The 15,316-nt window shown below is 62.1% G+C and carries 14 protein-coding genes; 9 read left to right on the top strand and 5 right to left on the bottom strand.

Translation table 11 applies throughout. The features are described 5' to 3' along the window. Nucleotides 1-75: 75 nt before the first annotated feature. Nucleotides 76-423, top strand: a complete 348-nt coding sequence (locus AC066S_RS24010; protein WP_126254961.1) for a hypothetical protein — start codon at nt 76-78, stop codon at nt 421-423. Here AC066S_RS24010 and AC066S_RS24005 read toward each other — a convergent pair. The 4 genes from AC066S_RS24005 to AC066S_RS23990 all read right to left on the bottom strand — a co-directional run bounded on the left by AC066S_RS24005 (nt 395) and on the right by AC066S_RS23990 (nt 6,212). Next, entirely contained in the window at nt 395-1,555 is a 1,161-nt protein-coding gene (locus tag AC066S_RS24005; protein WP_478270766.1) for an iron-containing alcohol dehydrogenase, read from the bottom strand. The two genes, AC066S_RS24010 and AC066S_RS24005, sit on opposite strands and share 29 nt — an antisense overlap. A 168-nt stretch (nt 1,556-1,723) precedes the next feature. Next, nucleotides 1,724-1,981, bottom strand: coding sequence for a DUF3551 domain-containing protein (locus AC066S_RS24000; protein WP_478270765.1), 258 nt, complete (start codon nt 1,979-1,981; stop codon nt 1,724-1,726). Between the two features lie 11 nt (nt 1,982-1,992). Next, nucleotides 1,993-5,103 carry an efflux RND transporter permease subunit gene (locus AC066S_RS23995; RefSeq protein WP_478270764.1) on the bottom strand — a complete coding sequence of 1,037 codons (3,111 nt, stop codon included), beginning with the start codon at nt 5,101-5,103 and terminating at the stop codon, nt 1,993-1,995. Beyond that, nucleotides 5,100-6,212, bottom strand: a complete 1,113-nt coding sequence (locus AC066S_RS23990; protein WP_478270828.1) for an efflux RND transporter periplasmic adaptor subunit — start codon at nt 6,210-6,212, stop codon at nt 5,100-5,102. The genes AC066S_RS23995 and AC066S_RS23990 overlap by 4 nt, the downstream gene beginning before the upstream one ends. A gap of 207 nt (nt 6,213-6,419) precedes the next feature. On the opposite strand from AC066S_RS23990, the gene AC066S_RS23985 reads away from it, so the two are divergent. From AC066S_RS23985 to AC066S_RS23965, 5 genes are all read left to right on the top strand, one after another. Beyond that, the gene (locus AC066S_RS23985) at nt 6,420-6,998 is read left to right on the top strand and encodes a TetR/AcrR family transcriptional regulator (protein ID WP_478270763.1); all 579 of its coding nucleotides are present in this window, start codon (nt 6,420-6,422) and stop codon (nt 6,996-6,998) included. A gap of 70 nt (nt 6,999-7,068) precedes the next feature. Further along, a complete protein-coding gene (locus tag AC066S_RS23980; RefSeq protein ID WP_478270762.1) occupies nt 7,069-7,869 on the top strand; it encodes an SDR family NAD(P)-dependent oxidoreductase in 801 nt (266 codons plus the stop codon). 402 nt (nt 7,870-8,271) lie between these two features. Continuing rightward, entirely contained in the window at nt 8,272-8,589 is a 318-nt protein-coding gene (locus AC066S_RS23975) for a co-chaperone GroES (protein WP_126254966.1), read from the top strand. Nucleotides 8,590-8,742: 153 nt separating this feature from the next. After that, nucleotides 8,743-10,392, top strand: a complete 1,650-nt coding sequence (gene groL, locus AC066S_RS23970) for a chaperonin GroEL (protein WP_135168766.1) — start codon at nt 8,743-8,745, stop codon at nt 10,390-10,392. Nucleotides 10,393-10,648: 256 nt separating this feature from the next. Next, complete coding sequence (locus tag AC066S_RS23965; RefSeq protein WP_478270761.1) at nt 10,649-11,032, top strand: hypothetical protein; 384 nt, start codon at nt 10,649-10,651, stop codon at nt 11,030-11,032. Nucleotides 11,033-11,128: 96 nt separating this feature from the next. Here AC066S_RS23965 and AC066S_RS23960 read toward each other — a convergent pair whose 3' ends face one another. After that, nucleotides 11,129-11,389: a DUF1488 family protein gene (locus AC066S_RS23960; RefSeq protein ID WP_126254969.1), complete on the bottom strand. Its 261-nt coding sequence runs from the start codon at nt 11,387-11,389 to the stop codon at nt 11,129-11,131. A gap of 856 nt (nt 11,390-12,245) precedes the next feature. Here AC066S_RS23960 and AC066S_RS23955 point away from each other — a divergent pair. The 3 genes from AC066S_RS23955 to AC066S_RS23945 are packed head-to-tail and all read left to right on the top strand — an operon-like array spanning nt 12,246 to nt 15,249. After that, nucleotides 12,246-13,250, top strand: coding sequence for a TRAP transporter substrate-binding protein (locus tag AC066S_RS23955; RefSeq protein WP_478270760.1), 1,005 nt, complete (start codon nt 12,246-12,248; stop codon nt 13,248-13,250). A gap of 6 nt (nt 13,251-13,256) precedes the next feature. After that, nucleotides 13,257-14,468, top strand: a complete 1,212-nt coding sequence (locus AC066S_RS23950) for a diguanylate cyclase domain-containing protein (protein ID WP_478270759.1) — start codon at nt 13,257-13,259, stop codon at nt 14,466-14,468. After that, nucleotides 14,404-15,249 carry a putative bifunctional diguanylate cyclase/phosphodiesterase gene (locus AC066S_RS23945; RefSeq protein WP_478270758.1) on the top strand — a complete coding sequence of 282 codons (846 nt, stop codon included), beginning with the start codon at nt 14,404-14,406 and terminating at the stop codon, nt 15,247-15,249. Before AC066S_RS23950 ends, AC066S_RS23945 begins: the two co-directional genes overlap by 65 nt. Nucleotides 15,250-15,316: the final 67 nt, after the last annotated feature.

The following is a 15,316-nucleotide window of genomic DNA, read 5'->3' as shown; positions in this document are numbered from 1 at the left end:
TGACTGGGCATTCTTTGAACGGAAAGGCAGGCGCGCGCGGCGCCTTGACGCCGTCAGCTCTTGAGAAAAGGCAGAATGTGGCCCAAAACCGCCTCGGGCTGTGCCGAGGTCACGCGGGCCGGCGTGGGCATCAGAAGGGCGTTTTCAAACCGCCTGAGAGAGATGATCGACTTTCTGTCGGAGGACGTGAACGGCCCATCGAAGCGAGAAGCGATTGCCGTCGTCTCCGAGATCGTCGGTGCCCTGCTGTTGGCGCGCGCGGTGGATCAACCGGAATTCTCATCGGAGATAATGAGCGTAGCTCGCGAATATGTCCTGGGCAGCGAGCCCCAGGTCCCTGGAATCGCAAAAGCGCCGCGTAAAGTCTCGGCGCGGACTAAGCGCCCAGGTGCGGTCAAGCGGCCATTCGCAAGAGATCGATGATATCGGATTCGCTCTTGAACGGCCGCGGATTGGCCTGAACGAAGCGATGATTGATCGCGATCTTGCTGATCTTCTCGAACTTGTCTTCGCCGACGCCGACGTCTGCCAGACGCGTAGGTAGTCCGAGCGCCTTGACGAAGCCGGCAAAGGCATCTCCAGCTTCCATCTCAGGGCTGCCGAGGGCCGCCGCCAGGCGCTTCTGCGCGTCCTCTGTAAAGGCCTTATTGTACCGAAGAAGGCTCGGCATGATGACGGGCGTGCAGTAATAGTGAGGAACATCGAAAGTGCCGCCAAGAACGTGTCCGATGCCGTGGCTTGCGCCCATCGGAACACGAGCCTGCAGGCCGAAAGCGGCGAGCCATGAGCCTTGTTGCGATTGGCGTCGCGCTTCCATGTCATTCGGTTGCTGCAAGGTGCGGAGCATCCCCTCGCGCAAAAGACGGATGCCCGCCAGGACCACTTCATCCGCCAAAGGCGTGCCCGCTGGCGAGCACAGGGCTTCGATGCCGTGATCCATCGCGCGTGTCCCGGATCCCATCCATAGGTTCATGGGCGTATGAAGGCTGAGGTCGGGATCAAGAATGACTGCCACGGGTGACATCTGCGGGTGGAAGAATATCTGCTTCAGCTTGGTGCGCTCGTCCGTGACGAGCGCACCGGCATTGTATTCGCCGCCATTCAGCGTCGACGGCACTGCGATCTGCCGCACTGTGGGCGCACGGAATGGAGAGAAGGGCACGCCAGGCCCCATGACGAACGGGTCGAAGCCTGCCTCATCGAAAATGTCGTGTTCCATGGCCATGATGACGATCTTCGCGAGGTCGACCGCCGAGCCTCCGCCGACGGCTACCACCAGATCAGCTTGCGCCTCCTTCGCTTGACGCGCGACCTCGGCGGCCTGCTTGCGGGTCGTGTGCTGCGCGATCCCGTCGAAGGTCGCTACATGCTTGTTGCCGAGCGCACGGCGAATCGTTTCGATCTCGTCGGTCTTCGTATTCAGGGTACGGCTGACCAGGAGGAAAACGCGATTGGCATTCAGCCGCACCGCTTCATCATTCAAAGCCTCGGCTGCAGGCTTGCCGTAAACCACACGGTCGATGTCCGGAAAGTTATGTATCCCAACCTTGCGCATTTGTTTCCCCACGACTGTTTTTGAATATAAGTCACTTTAGTATTAATAGTGACTGGGCGCAACGGCCATCTTTTCTGGTGCCGGATCGCGAGGCCAGCCATGTGGTTGCGAGCCGAGCTCCGCTTCGGCGAAGCCCGGCTCGACCAAAATATGGCGGACAGCCTTGGTTCAGTTCGCCGCCATAGCGGATCCCTCGGACGGCCACGGGTGGCGAGCGCAACTCCCACCGCGACCGGAAATGAGGACGATGCACTGCTCGAGCGTATCGAAGCTGCATGTCCGCGTGTCGGAGGAATGGTCTTGAAGACAGTATCCGTAGGCATTTGTTGAAGCCGCCGGTGCAACGCTCAAGTAGTCTGCGCCAGCCAGGCCGGCGAAGACAATCGAGAGGAGGGTGAATAGCTTGCTCAATATGGTCTCCTGCACTCAAGCGTCATCTATTCGGCGGCCATTGCTGGCCGTGCTTGGGCTTCTTCCATTGCATCCGCATGCGTCCCCTCTGCGGTCGGCTTGATCCGGAACCAGGCGGCATAGAGCGCGGGCAGAAACAGCAGGATCAGAACCGTGCCGACGGCGGTGCCGCCGATCAACGTGTAGGCCATCGATCCCCAAAACACGGAATGCGTGAGCGGGATGAAGGCCAGCACGGCAGCAAGCGCCGTGAGGATCACGGGCCTCGTGCGTTGCACCGTGGCCTCGATGACGGCGTGATAGTCGTCAAGTCCGGCGGCAAGGTTCTCCTTGATCTGTTCGGTCAAGATCAGAGTGTTGCGCATCAGGATGCCCGCCAGTCCAATCAGGCCCAGAATCGCGTTGAATCCGAACGGCTGGTTGAAGATGAGCAGTGCCGGCACGACACCGACGAGACCAAGCGGTCCGGTCAGGACGACCATCGCCATGGTCGAGAACGATCGCACCTGCAGCATGACGACGATCAGCATGGCGGCGATCATGGCCGGGAAGATCGTCGCCAGCGCGTCGTTGGCCTTGGTTGCCTCCTCGATCGATCCGCCCAATTCGATGCGATAGCCGGCCGGAAGAGAGGCGATCAGCGGCTGGAGGGCCGTCTTGATCTCCTTGGAGACCTCCGGAGGCTGGGTCGCCTCATTGATATCCGAGCGTATCGTGACGACCGGGGTGCGATCGCGGCGCTTCAGGATCGGCTCTTCAAGTCGGATTTCCGAATGACCGACCTGGTCGAGCGGAATCGAGCGGCCGTCGCGGCTCATCAGCGAGAAATCCGCCAGACGCGCCGGATCGAGCCGCTCGCCACCGGCGCTGCGCGCCACGATCGGGACATTGCGGATGTCCTCGCGAACCTGCGTCACGGCGATGCCGGTGAGCAGGAACTGGAGCTGGCGGCCCACCTCGGCCGGCGACAGGCCGATCAGGTTCAGCCGATCCTGATCCGGGATGAAGCGGAGCACGGGCGTGCGGTTGCCCCAATCCCGATTTGCCTGCCGCACATCGGGAACGCCACGCATGATTTCGAGAGCCTTCTGAGAGATGGCGTACAATTGCGCGGGATCAGGCCCCATCACACGAAACTCAACCGGGAATGGCGTATAGGGTCCGAACACGAGTTGCGTGACGCGCACATTGGCCTCAGGTGCAAGGCCCTGCGACACGGTCTTTCGGAGCCGGTGCTTCAAAGCCTCGCGCGCCTCCGCGTCCGGCGTCAGAACGACGATCTTCGCGAAGGCCGGATCCGGCAGCTCCGGCGCCATCGCGAAGAAGAAGCGCGGCGCGCCCTGACCGACATAGCTCGTGATGATCTTGGCCTCGGGTTGATCGTGCAGCCAGCCCTCGAGCTTCTCGACGGTGGCCGTCGTGGTCTCGATGCTGGTGCCTTCCGGCAGCCTAACCTCCACCAGCACTTCCGGGCGGTCGGAGGTCGGGAAGAACTGCTGCTTGACGCCACCCATGCCGACGACGGAAAGCGCGAAGGCGACGGCGACGATGCTGCAGGTCAGGAACTTGTGGCGGACGGCGAGGGTGATGAGGCTGCGCAGGCGCTGATAGTTGGGCGTCCCGTAAATCGCATGGTGACCGCCTTCGACCGGCTTGATCGCGGGCAGCATCTTGACGCCAAGGTACGGCGTGAAGATCACCGCGACGATCCAGGAGACGATGAGGGCGAATCCCACGACCCAGAAGATGTTGCCGGCGTATTCGCCGGCGGTCGAGCGCGCGAAACCCACCGGCAGGAAGCCCGCGATTGTCACGAGCGTTCCGGACAGCATCGGCGCCGCGGTATGGCTCCACGCATAGGCCGCCGCCGAGATGCGGTCCATGCCTTCTTCCATCTTCACCACCATCACCTCGATCGCGATGATGGCGTCGTCGACGAGAAGACCGAGCGCCAGGATCAAAGCGCCGAGCGTGATGCGGTCGAAGAACCGGCCGGTCTCCAGCATGATGAGGAACACGACGGCGAGCGTCAGAGGGACGGCCGCCGCAACGATGATGCCGACACGCCAGCCGAGGCTGAGCAGGCTCACCAGCAGCACCACGCCGAGCGCCATCGCAAACTTCATCATGAACTCGTCGACCGCCGAGGTGATGTTGACGGCCTGGTCGCTGACCTTGGCCAGCGTCATCCCGAGTGGCAGTGTCCGAGCAATAGCCGCGGACCTCTCCTCCAGCGCCTTGCCGAGCGCCAGACCATTCCAGCCCTCCTGCATCACCGCCGCGAGCATGATGGTGGGCTCGCCCTGGTGCCTGATGATGTAGGTGGGTGGATCCTCGTAGCCGCGGCGGACCTCGGCAATGTCGGACAGCTTCAGCGTCCGCCCGGCAGCGACGATCGGCGTGTCGGCGATCGCCTGGACGCTGTCATAGGCGCCATCGACCCGGATGAAGACCTGCGGCCCCTTGGTGTCGATCGAGCCCGCCGGTGTGACGGTGTTCTGCCGCTGAAGGGCGGCAACGATATCCGTTGCCGACACGCCGAGGGTTGCCAGCTTGGCATAGGAAAACTCGACGAAGATCTGTTCGGGACGCTCGCCGAGGATGTTGATCTTCTTGACGCCGGGCACGTGCAGGAGATCCTGGCGAATGGTCTCGGCTTGCCTGGCGAGCTCTCGCATCGGCATGCCCTTGGCCTTGAGCGCGTAGAGTCCGAAGCTCACGTCCGAATATTCGTCGTTGACGAAGGGGCCAAGCACTCCGGACGGCAGCTTGCGCGCTTCGTCTCCGAGCTTCTTGCGGGCCTGGTAGAACTCCTCCTGCACGCTGGACGGCGGCGTGCTGTCCTTCAGCGTCACCGTCATGTAGGCATAACCCGGCCGCGTCGTCGTCTCCACCCGGTCATACCAGGTCAGCTCCTGAATCCGCTTCTCCAGGGGTTCGGCGACCTGGTCCTGCATCTCGCGCGCCGTCGCGCCCGGCCAAACGGTGGTGACCGTCAGGGTCTTGATGGTGAAGGACGGATCCTCGGCTCGCCCGAGCATGAGGAAGGCGTAGGCGCCCGCGGCTGCCAGCAGCAGGATGAAGAACAGGGTGACGGCACGTTCGCGAACGGCGAGGGCGGAGAGATTGAAGCTCACGATTTGCTCCCGCTTTCCGAGCCAGTCCTGACGCGAGCGCCCTCATGCAGGAGATGAGCGCCGAGAGAAACAATCTGGTCACCGGACTTCGATCCGGAGATAACGGCTGTCTCGCTGGTCACGCGCAGCAGCTTGACGGGCTGCAGGCGCACGGTCGAGGTCGCGCTGTCGAAGACCCAAACGCCCGTCGTTCTGCCGTCATCGAGCACGGCGCCCAGCGGCACCTGGACTTCCGGCTGATGATCCTGGCTGGCGAGCCGAATCGTGACCGTCGCGCCTAGCGGTGTCGCCGCGGCGTCACCATCGAGCACGTAGCGGGCCTCATAGGTGCGGGTCTGGGGATCGGCGGAATCCGACAGCTGGCGCAGATGCGCGGTAAAGCGGCGCCCATCGCTCCCATACAAGCTCGCCTCGGCGAGCGAGCCGATCGCCGGCCGGATCGTTTCGGGAAGCGCGACCACGGCTTCGCGAGGACCGGACTGTGCCAGCCGAACGACCGCTTGGCCGGCGGAGACCACTTGTCCCGGCTCACCGAGCGTTTGGGTGACCGTTCCGTCCGCATCCGCCACCAGGACGGAATAAGTCGCCTGGTTCTCGGCGACCCCTGCTTCGGCTTCCGCGGCGGCAAGCTGCGCTTTGGCAGTGTCCGATGCGGCCTTCGCCTGCTCGTAGCGTTGCTTTGAGGTCCATCCGTCGCTCACCAGGTTGGCGTAGCGCCGCTCGTCGGCGTCGGTCTGAACGACAACTGCACGCGCCGCGGCGACGGCATTGCGCTTTGCTGTGACCGCGAGGCGGAGGTCGGTTTCGTCGATCCGCATCAAGGGCTGGCCGGATTTGACCTGCTCACCGACATTGACGAGCCGCTCGACGATCTTCCCGGCAACGCGAAAACCGAGATTGCTTTCCACTCGCGCGCCGACTGTCCCGGTGAAACCGCGTTCAAATCCGCTGACCCGAGTGGCCGTCACCAGACGGACCATCGGGGGCTCCTGCCTGGGGTCGATCACCGCGGAGGCTTCATGGGAGGGAATGGCAAGCGCAACGAAGGTCGCTACCCCTGCCGGAACCAGAATACCGGCGAGCACCGCAACACCCCTTTTCATGACCATCTCCTTCAAAATTAGATTTCATGCGACATCTATAATCAGATTAGATTTCGTTCGCAATCTAATTTTCGGGGCGGTAACGGGAGCGTGATCCAAAACCCCGGGATTTTCGCCGCGCAGCCCGCGAAATCGCGCCGCGTCGATTGATAGATTGTAATCGAACTCTATATCGGATATAGAAGTTGAACGAAATCCAAATGGAGATCCGCGATGCGAGTGAGTCGCACCCAGGCGGCCGAGAACCGCCAAACCGTGATCAATGTGGCCAGTCGCCTCTTCAGGGAGCGCGGCTTTGATGGCATCGGCCTCAAGGATCTGATGAAGGGGGCCGGGCTGACTCAGGGCGCCTTCTACAAGCAGTTCGCTTCAAAAGAGGATCTGGCGGTGGAGGCGTCCAGGCGCGCATTGGAAAGCGCATCCGGCCGATGGTCAGACGCGGCCGCGGCGCATCCTGACGATCCACTCGGCGCCGTGATCGGGTTCTACCTCAGCGGCGACCATCGCGGAGAGAAGATGGACGGCTGCCCGATCGTGGCGCTCGGCTCGGACGCCGCCCGGCAGGGCCCCGACGTGAAGGCGGAATTCGAAGAGGGAATCAAAGCCCATCTCGACGTGCTCGGCCGCTTCATCGCCGGAAACGACGGCGAGGCCTCGCGCGGCAAGGCCATGGGCATTCTCGCGACGATGGTCGGCGCGGTGACGCTCTCGCGCGTCGTCAACGACCCCGATCTGGCTCAAGCGCTTTTGGATGCCGCGGCCGAACAGGTCCGAGACGCCGCTGCCGCTTGAATGGGGAGGGGCCGGTGTTCGGAGTGAGAATTCGCACGGCCCATTCGCTGATCAAATTAGAAAGAGAACGATGTCAAAAGAAGCAACGGACAACTTCGCCGGAAAATGGGCGCTGGTCACGGGCGCGTCGAGTGGCCTCGGCCTTGAATTCGCAGATCTGCTGGCGGCGCAGAAAGTCAATCTCGTCTTGGCGGCTCGACGGCGAGAGTCGATGGACAAGCTTGCCTCGGATCTCCGCAGCAAATACGGGGTGGATGTCCTGGTCGAGGCGATCAATCTTGCCGCGCCGGACGCGGCCAGCCGCCTGAAAAGCAGTCTCGATGCGAGGTCGGTGACGATCGACATCTTGGTGAACAATGCCGGATTTGGCTTGCACGGCGATTTTTTGGACACGCCGATCGAGCAGACCACGAACATGATCCAGCTCAACATCACCACGATCACTGAGCTGACCTATCTGTTCGGCCGCGACATGGCCAAGCGGCGATCCGGACATATCCTCCTCATCGCCAGCCTTCTGGCCTTCCAGGCCGTTCCCAGCTACGCAGCTTATGCCGCGACCAAGGCTTATGTACTCGCCTTTGGCGAGGCCCTGCATGACGAACTCCGCCCGCACGGTGTGGTCGTGACCAGTCTCTGCCCGGGGCACACCGCGACGGGATTCGATGCGGCAGCTGGCGCAACCGCTTCAGGCTTGCTGCGCCTCCTTACCATGAAGCCGCGTCCGGTCGCGGCGAGCGGGATTCGGGCGCTCTTGCAAGGAAGGGCCATAGCGGTCGCAGGTCCATTGAACAAGATGGCCGCCTTTTCAAATCGTTTGACGCCGCGATCAATGCAAAGGGCCACGATGAAGAGAATAATGGACGCCTAACGCCTGGCCGTACCTCTCTGCGGAATTCTGACTCCCCAAACCGAATCTGCAGGAAGGCGCGACCGTCACCGCGCCGGGCGAGGTAGGAGGGACGAGCCACGTATGAGCCTTTCGCAGGTGATACATCCGGGGGCGAGACGTAACACCGTCAAATCCGCTGCCACATTCCGGCCAAGCCGCTGGAACGAAAGCGCGGGGCTCGGCTTGTGAGCTTCGTGGGCATGCTTTGCCAGTTTGACGCCATTGGGCCGGGCCGGTGTCATGCCGTTCGGGCTGCTCTCAGAATATCGGTTCGGCTCGGTCTTGTACGCCCCCTGCGGCGGCTTATGTGCTGATTAGCACTTGCTGGCCACGACTGCTATTTCATCCAAAGCAACAACAACCAGAAAACAGGAGGACAGCATGAAATTCCGTCCGCTTCACGACCGCGTCGTGGTCAAGCGCATCGAAGCCGAAGACAAGTCCACCGGCGGCATCATCATTCCGGACAGCGCCAAGGAAAAGCCCTCGCAGGGCGAGATCACGGCGGTTGGTCCAGGCGGCCGTGACGAAGCCGGCAAGCTGATTCCGATCGACCTCCAGATCGGAGACCGCGTGCTGTTCGGCAAGTGGTCCGGTACTGAGGTCAAGCTCGATGGTCAGGACCTGCTGATCATGAAGGAGGGCGACATTATGGGCGTTCTCGTCGATCGGCCCGTCGCCAAGAAGAAGGTCGCCTAAGCTCCAGTAAGTCTTCCTTGTCCTGAGCCGTCGGCGCAGCCGGCGTCTCGCAGGATGAGGCCCGTCACTCAAGTCCCGCTCCTCGAGAGCCCGCCCAGGCGCGCGATCCTTGGGAGATCCTTGGGATCTGACCAGTCGAAAACGGAGATCATGATGTCGGCCAAAGAAGTCAAATTCGGCGTAGATGCCCGCGACAAGATGTTGCGCGGTGTCGAAATTCTCAACAATGCGGTCAAGGTCACGCTCGGCCCCAAGGGCCGCAACGTCGTTCTCGACAAGTCGTTCGGGGCCCCCCGCATCACCAAGGACGGCGTCACCGTCGCCAAGGAGATCGAGCTCGAGGACAAGTTCGAGAACATGGGCGCCCAGATGGTGCGCGAAGTCGCCTCCAAGTCCGCCGACGCGGCCGGCGACGGCACCACTACCGCGACCGTGCTCGCCGCCGCGATCGTCCGTGAAGGCGCCAAGGCGGTTGCCGCCGGCATGAACCCGATGGACCTGAAGCGCGGCATCGACCTCGCCGTGGAAGCCGTCGTCGCGGACCTCGTCAAGAACTCCAAGAAGGTCACCTCGAATGAGGAAATCGCCCAGGTCGGCACCATCTCGGCCAACGGCGACGCGGAAATTGGCAAGTTCCTCTCCGACGCCATGAAGAAGGTGGGCAACGAGGGCGTCATCACCGTTGAAGAAGCCAAGTCGCTCGAGACCGAGCTCGAGGTCGTCGAAGGCATGCAGTTCGACCGCGGCTATATCTCGCCCTACTTCGTCACCAACGCCGACAAGATGCGCGTTGAGATGGACGACGCCTACGTCCTCATCAACGAGAAGAAGCTGTCTCACTTGAATGAATTGCTTCCGCTGCTCGAAGCCGTGGTGCAGAGCGGCAAGCCGCTGGTGATTATCGCGGAAGATGTCGAAGGCGAAGCGCTCGCAACTCTCGTCGTCAACCGTCTGCGTGGCGGTCTGAAGGTCGCGGCCGTCAAGGCGCCGGGCTTCGGCGATCGCCGCAAGGCCATGCTGCAGGACATCGCGATCCTGACCGGCGGCCAGGCGATCTCGGAAGATCTCGGCATCAAGCTCGAGAACGTCACGCTCAACATGCTCGGTCGCGCCAAGAAGGTGATGATCGACAAGGAGAACACCACCATCGTCAGCGGCGCCGGCAAGAAGGCCGATATCGAGGCGCGCGTGGCCCAGATCAAGGCGCAGATCGAGGAAACTACCTCGGACTACGACCGCGAGAAGCTCCAGGAGCGTCTGGCCAAGCTCGCCGGCGGCGTCGCGGTGATCCGCGTCGGCGGCGCGACCGAGGTCGAGGTCAAGGAGCGCAAGGACCGCGTTGATGACGCGATGCATGCGACCCGCGCGGCCGTCGAGGAAGGCATCCTGCCGGGCGGCGGCGTCGCCCTGCTGCGCGCGTCCGAGCATCTCAAGGGGCTGCGCACAAAGAACGACGACCAGAAGACCGGTGTCGAGATCGTGCGCAAGGCGCTGTCCTATCCGGCGCGCCAGATCGCGATCAACGCCGGTGAAGACGGCTCGGTGATCGTCGGCAAGATCCTGGAGAAGGATCAATACGGCTACGGCTTTGACTCCCAGTCCGGCGAATACGTCAACCTGGTCACCAAAGGCATCATCGACCCGACCAAGGTGGTTCGGGTGGCGATCCAAAACGCGGCCTCGGTCGCGGCACTCTTGATCACCACCGAAGCCATGGTCGCCGAGGGGCCGAAGCGGAACGCGGGCAGCGGCGCTCCTGCGGGCGGCGGCGGCATGGGGGGCATGGGAGGTATGGATTTCTAAGCGAGCCGGCTCACGACGCCGAACCGGCGCATCGGGCATCGCGCGAGTGTCCGCGCGCGATTGCGTGAGCAATTTGGTACAGACGCCGATCGCTCGACGTGTCTAGCCTCCCTAAAGCATGATCCGGAGAAGTGCGCAGCGGTTTTCCGAAAAGATCATGCTCAAACGACAACCTAAAGCGCGATGACGATTCATCCTAATCGCATCGCGCTTTGACGGGTGAAGCTCGACTTACCTCTAGGTCAGGGTGAAAGCGATGGAGATCTCCGGGGAGACAAAAGCTGCCGTGCGGTCGGCGCTGTGGGGAGCCGCGGCCGGAGCAATCGCTCTGGCAATCATGGGCTTCAGCTGGGGCGGCTGGGTGACAGGCGGGACCGCCGAGACGCTCGCGAGGAACAGTGCTGCGATAGCTGTCGTCGCAGCTCTCACACCGATCTGCGTTGAGAAATTTCGACAAGCCGCGGATGCACCCGCGAACCTGGTCGAGATGAAGAAGGCGACCTACGCCTGGGACCAGAGCAAATTCGTCGAAAAGGGCGGCTGGGCCACGATGCCGGGAAGCACCGAGCCAAACTCGGCCGTCGCAAAAGCTTGCGCCGAATCGCTTGATAGCAAGAAAGCTGTTGCGTTGCGCGGATAATCAGGCAACTCCGCGCGGCGGAGAGGCCGCAATTCCGCTGGTCAGGCCCAGCTTGCAAGACCGGCCTGCAAGACCGCCTGCAAGAGCAGGAGCGTTTCAAAAATTTGCGGCGACCAGATCGTAGGAGCCCCTGCTGCCGCGGCTGTAGACCTTGGCAGCGGCGGCACAGATCACGTCACGATTGGAATCAAACGCGCAGAGGAACCCCGCTTCATCGTAGCTGGCACCTGGTTGAAGTCGCTTCAGCGCGCCTTCGTTTATGAAGAACGACGCCTCAATAGCGCTGTCGTATCCCCAAAATCGCACGGCACGGCGTGTGCGATCATAAGAACGACTGTGATTTGGAAACTCAATCATGGTTGGAGCCGATCAGTTGCCGGTGTTCCGCGACGCCCACGTCGAGGTCGCGTGCAGGCAGTAGGCAGACAACATCGGACGTGGCCGAAGCTGGCGCCAAGCGAGGGATGCTGGAGCGATCCAGTTGCGCCACCCCTCAAATGGTCATTCTGGAAGCGTAATACAATGCCGCGCGATGCCGACGACGGCAGAAAAGTTGCGCTTGACCTCGTTATTCCGCGAATAGGCACTATATCTGGGTCATCACCGCGCGCCCATCGGCTGTTATCGGTGACTGAGAGCAATGTGCTCCCGCCGCGACCAAGAGGCGGTCAAATGTCGAATATCTCCAACTTCAGTGTTCGCGAGTGGATGGTACCTCCCGTATTGCTGCCGATCTTTTTCGTGCTGCTGATCGCTGCTGCAGTGCTCATTCGGTGGTAGTTTCCCCCGGAGGATCTGGTGCATCCTGAGCGCAGGCCCGTAGCCGTGTTCAGTCCACGATTCCTGTCGAGCGCTGGCTTTGTGAACTGAGCAATATTGCTCAGCAAAACATCCGGCTGCGGTCTAGGATGCCGGCTCCCGGTCGTCTTTGATGAAGGGGCCGAAGCCAAGTTCACGGGCGGTCGCGAGTCTGCCCGCGAGGATGCGTGGGCCCAGGCCGCATTGGCGCTCTTCCAGACAATTGCCTCGCTGGCGTTAACACGCGTCCAACCACGATGCGCGATTTGCTCGCTGCTGGGATCGCCAATTTCTATCTATGAGAGTTGTCTGCAGCATGTCTATCTATGAGGGTTCGCTAGAGACCAGAGGAAATCGGCGTCTCGCACAACCTCGCACGATTGTGTGACGCGCCGTCGCCACGATCGGAAAGCCGATGCTCAAGTTGCTGGCACGATGCGCGTTGATCTCCATGGTATTGACGTCGGCGTCCGCCGCCGAACCGATCAAGCTCAAACTGGCGTTCTTCAGCTCCGACCGCTCGACGAGCTATCTCGCCGCGGTCAAGCCATTCGTCGACGCGGTCAACGCCGAGGCCAGAGGCCAGATCGAAGTTGAAACCTATTTCAGCGGCGCGCTTGGCAAGGACCCGGCTGAGCAGCCCCAGCTCGTGCTCGATGGTAGGGCGGACATCGCCTACGTCGTCACAGGCCTGACGCGCAATCGATTTGCGGATAATGCAATCCTCGAATTGCCCGGCCTGTTTGCGAGCATGCGGGAGTCCGTTGCGGTGCTCACCCGGCTGATGGCAGCCAACGCGCTGCAAGGTTACGATGACTACATCGTGATCGGCGCTTATGTCAGCGAACCCGAGACGATCCACAGCAATATCCCGATCACGTCGCTGAATGATCTGAAGGGCAAGCGCCTTCGCGTCAACAATCCTGGCGAAGCCGCCGCGCTCGAAAAACTGGGGGCGCGGCCTGTGCTCCTGCCGGTCAACAAGATCTCCGAAGCTATCGGCAACGGCAGCATCGACGGCGCCCTCGTGAACCCTGCTTCAGTGGTCGATTACGGCGTCAAACGCGTTGCGACTTATCACTACCTTCTTGGCATCAGCGGCGCGCCGCTGATGGTCTTGATGAACCGGAAGACATTCAACCGGCTACCGAAATCAGCGCAGGCGATCATCCTCAAATACAGTGGGGCGTGGTCTGCCGGGCGCTTCGTAGATACCTACGAAGCCGTGGAAAGCAGCATTGTGGCGGAGCTAAAGTCCGATCCCAAGCGTCACGTGATCATTCCCTCGCCGTCAGACCTGGATGCGGCAAATGCCGTGTTCGCGGCCATTGCCGATGATTGGGCCTCGAAAAGTCAGCACAATGCCGAGCTGCTGAAAACGGTCCGGGCCGAGCTCACAAAAATGCGTTCGACCCGGTAGCCACGGATGTCAGCATTCGCCAGCATCTGGCCTCAGCGAAACATCGTCATCATCGTCGCCGCGCTTGCCATTCTGCTGCTGGGCACCGGGGCGACCTTGAAGATCACGACCGATCATCTTCTGCGTCAAGATGCGACGTCGGCCGCTCGTAGCTGGGCGAGGTTCCTGGCGGCCAGTGTCACCGATCTCGAGCAGATCGCCGGCGGCGAGCAGCCTTCCGCCGCAAGCATAGCGTTCTTCCTGTCGGCGCGAAATGCCGGCGAAGTGTTTCACTACGAGATCTTCAACCGCAATGGTTATTCGCAGCTCGTGTCGACTCGCGAGAAGATCGCGCTCGTCGACCTGTCCGAATATAGCCCCGATGCGGCGCGGTCAGTCGCCAACGGTCAACCAATCGTCGATGTCACGGAGGGCAATTCGGTCGACCGACCGGCGTTCTTCGCGCGCGCCTATGTCCCGGTCCAGGCCGACGGTCGCCACATTGCGGTCGTTGCGGCCTACGTGGATGAAACGGAGCAACGCAGGAGTTTTCACAATACGTTCCTGACCGCGGCCGCATTCCTTTGCCTGCTGTCGGGTCTCGCTTTCTCCATTCCCGCAGTTGCGTGGTATCGGGAAACAAAGGTGAAGCAGGCGGACCGACGCATCCGCTTTCTCGCCCACCATGACGCGTTGACCGGGTTGGCCAATCGTCTCCATCTGATCGAACAACTGGACAGAGCCCTCGCTCACCTGCCGATGCGCGGCGGCGGCCTCGCCGTGCATTTCATCGACGTCGACCGTTTCAAGGAGGTCAACGATACCCTTGGTCACGACGGCGGCGACTTTCTGCTCAAGTCCATCGCCGAGCGTCTGCGCGCAGCGGTCCGGATCGACGACATGGTGGCCCGGCTCGGCGGCGACGAGTTCGTCGTCGTGCAGAATGACATCGCCGGCAGGAGGCAGGCCGAGACGTTTGCGCGCCATCTTGCCACCGCTCTCAATGCTTCGGTGAAGTTCAAGCAGCGCGAGATCCTCACCACCGCCAGCATCGGCGTGGCGCTGGCGATGGAGGAGGGCACCACCCCGGAGCGGCTGCTCAAGAGTGCCGACCTCGCGCTCTATGCGGCCAAAGGCAGCCGGCCGCAACTGCATCCGGTTCTTCGTGCCCGAGATGGATACCGAGCTACAGGCGCGCATCGAGCTCGAGAGAGCGATTCGCGAGGCGGTACTGAATGATCGGTTCGAATTGCACTACCAGCCTCTCTTCGAAATACCGCAGCGCCGCCTCGCCGGCTTCGAAGCGCTGATCCGAATGCCGGCGGCGGACGGAACACTCATTCCGCCATTGGCCTTCATCCCGGTCGCCGAGGACTTGCGGCTCATCGACAAGATCGGGGCGTGGGTGTTGCGGCAGGCATGCCGCACCGCTGCGACCTGGCCGGCGCACCTGACCGTTGCCGTGAACCTGTCACCCCAGCAGTTCGTGGCGGGCACCATCAGCGACATCGTGGCTGTCGCACTGAGAGAGTCGGGACTCGCGCCGCACCGGCTCGAGCTGGAGATTACCGAAGGCTTGCTTCTCGGCAACACCGAAGCAATTGTGTCGCAGCTCCTGAGCCTCAAGGCGATGGGCGTGGCCATCGTGATGGACGATTTCGGTGCCGGCTATTCGAGCCTCAACTACCTGTGGCGCTTTCCGTTCGACAAGATCAAGATCGATCGAGCCTTCATGCAGGGCCTCGACGGCCCCCATTGCCAGGTCGGAGCGGTCGTCAAAGCGATCATCGCCCTCGGACGCGAGCTGCATATGCGCGTAACGGTCGAGGGCGTCGAGACCGCCAGTCAGGCGGCGTTTCTCGATACGGCCGACGGTGATCAGGTCCAGGGTTTTTTCTTCGGCCGGCCAGTGCCGGCCTCGGAACTCGGCGCCAGCATTCTGGCGGGCTTCGCGAGGACAATGCCGCCGGCTTCGCCCGTGACCGAACTGCACGTCGTCAACGCCAGGGCTGAAGGGTAGCACGAACCTGCGCGTTGTGGGCGATGCGGCTCCCGGCCGCCTGTTATGTAAACATTCTGGCGTTTCA

This window comes from Bradyrhizobium sp. CFUWI (genome assembly GCF_056429085.1).
This window is presented reverse-complemented; position numbering and strand designations above follow the sequence as displayed.

Coding starts and splice junctions, on each gene's coding strand:
- AC066S_RS24010 (WP_126254961.1), top strand. CDS start 76: ATGTGGCCCAAAACCGCCTCGGGCTGTGCCGAGGTCACGCGGGCCGGC.
- AC066S_RS24005 (WP_478270766.1), bottom strand. CDS start 1,555: ATGCGCAAGGTTGGGATACATAACTTTCCGGACATCGACCGTGTGGTT.
- AC066S_RS23990 (WP_478270828.1), bottom strand. CDS start 6,212: ATGGTCATGAAAAGGGGTGTTGCGGTGCTCGCCGGTATTCTGGTTCCG.
- AC066S_RS23985 (WP_478270763.1), top strand. CDS start 6,420: ATGCGAGTGAGTCGCACCCAGGCGGCCGAGAACCGCCAAACCGTGATC.
- AC066S_RS23980 (WP_478270762.1), top strand. CDS start 7,069: ATGTCAAAAGAAGCAACGGACAACTTCGCCGGAAAATGGGCGCTGGTC.
- AC066S_RS23975 (WP_126254966.1), top strand. CDS start 8,272: ATGAAATTCCGTCCGCTTCACGACCGCGTCGTGGTCAAGCGCATCGAA.
- groL (WP_135168766.1), top strand. CDS start 8,743: ATGTCGGCCAAAGAAGTCAAATTCGGCGTAGATGCCCGCGACAAGATG.
- AC066S_RS23965 (WP_478270761.1), top strand. CDS start 10,649: ATGGAGATCTCCGGGGAGACAAAAGCTGCCGTGCGGTCGGCGCTGTGG.
- AC066S_RS23960 (WP_126254969.1), bottom strand. CDS start 11,389: ATGATTGAGTTTCCAAATCACAGTCGTTCTTATGATCGCACACGCCGT.
- AC066S_RS23955 (WP_478270760.1), top strand. CDS start 12,246: ATGCTCAAGTTGCTGGCACGATGCGCGTTGATCTCCATGGTATTGACG.
- AC066S_RS23950 (WP_478270759.1), top strand. CDS start 13,257: ATGTCAGCATTCGCCAGCATCTGGCCTCAGCGAAACATCGTCATCATC.
- AC066S_RS23945 (WP_478270758.1), top strand. CDS start 14,404: ATGGATACCGAGCTACAGGCGCGCATCGAGCTCGAGAGAGCGATTCGC.